This window comes from Alcanivorax sp. HI0044 (genome assembly GCF_001634945.1).
The window spans coordinates 1-1,169 of record NZ_LWEZ01001595.1 but is presented as its reverse complement, the minus strand read 5'-3'; the positions used below and the strand labels follow the sequence as shown (position 1 = coordinate 1,169).

Annotated in this window: 1 protein-coding gene and 1 pseudogene; one reads left to right on the top strand and one right to left on the bottom strand. The window is 61.4% G+C overall.

Going from position 1 to position 1,169, the window contains the following annotated elements; all coding sequences use genetic code 11:
* Positions 1-894 (top strand): LysR substrate-binding domain-containing protein (locus tag A3730_RS24170; RefSeq protein WP_082872519.1); only part of this gene is annotated, 894 nt, incomplete at its 5' end.
* A gap of 68 nt (positions 895-962) precedes the next feature.
* Here the strand turns inward: A3730_RS24170 and A3730_RS32165 are convergent.
* Positions 963-1,169 (bottom strand): annotated as a pseudogene (locus A3730_RS32165) (ferritin-like domain-containing protein); the annotation flags it as partial.

The following is a 1,169-nucleotide window of genomic DNA, read 5'->3' as shown; positions in this document are numbered from 1 at the left end:
CGGTTACCGTCCCTTTCTGCCTTGCGTGCTTTTGAAGCCGCCGCCCGCCATGAAAGTGCCAAACAGGCCGCCAGTGAGCTGTCTGTGACGGCCACGGCCATCAGCCACCATATTCGCGGTCTTGAGGAATCGCTTGGGGTGGCACTGTTCGTGCGCAAGCCCCGGCAATTGTTGCTGACACCGCAGGGCCGGGAACTGTTTCTGTCACTGGAGACGGCCTTCGACAGCATTGCTGACGCGGTGGACCGCGTGAAAGCGGCGCCGACCCGCCTGGCAGCAACGCTGTCCACCACGCCAGCGGTGGCTGTGCGCTGGCTGTTGTCGTGGGTCTGCATGCTGCGGGATGCGCACCCGGAAATAGACCTGCGCATCCATGCTTCTCATGAACCGGTTGCCCTGGATGGGGTCACCGCCGACCTGGCAATCCGTTATGGCGATGGCGACTGGCCGGGACTGGTGGCGGAGAAGCTGTTCGATAACACTTTTATTCCGGCTTGCAGCCCTTATCTGAAACTGGACGACGTGGCGGACTTAACCGACCACCCACTGATTCACTTCCGCCCACAAGGCGCCTTGGCGGCTCCCATGGACTGGGCCGGTTGGCAAAAACGGGTCCAGGTGGCGGGGCTGGATGTCAGTGCCGGGCTGGTATTTTCCGACGAAACCCACGCTATTTCCGCCGCCATCGGCGGGCAGGGCGTGGCCCTGATGAGCCAAACCCTGATTGCCGATGAACTGGCTGAAGGGCGGTTGGTTCAGCCCTTCGGGCCGGAACTGGAAGGCAAACCGTTCTATCTGGTGTACCCGGAAAATCGGCGGGATGACCCGGTGATTAAAGCAATTCGGGATTGGGTGATGGGGGTGCCGGGGGGCTTGTGCCCGGCGGCAGGGTAGGCGGCTAATGTTTGTTGATCGCGGTTAGCAGCGCTACCGCATAGGGGAAACGACGAAGGGCCGTCCGGCTAATCCGTCGGCTTCCAGGTAACGTCACCCACCCAGCTGGGTTTTTTCGGCAAGGCCCAGCGGGGGATTCTGTCGGTAGCCCGCACCATCAGGTCCACCGGTACGTGGTAATACTTGTTGTTACGGTCCGCCATGATTTTCATGTGGGTGCTGATCAGGCGGAACAACAGATTGCTGCGGCCCGCTTCGGTGCGGCCACCGATTTT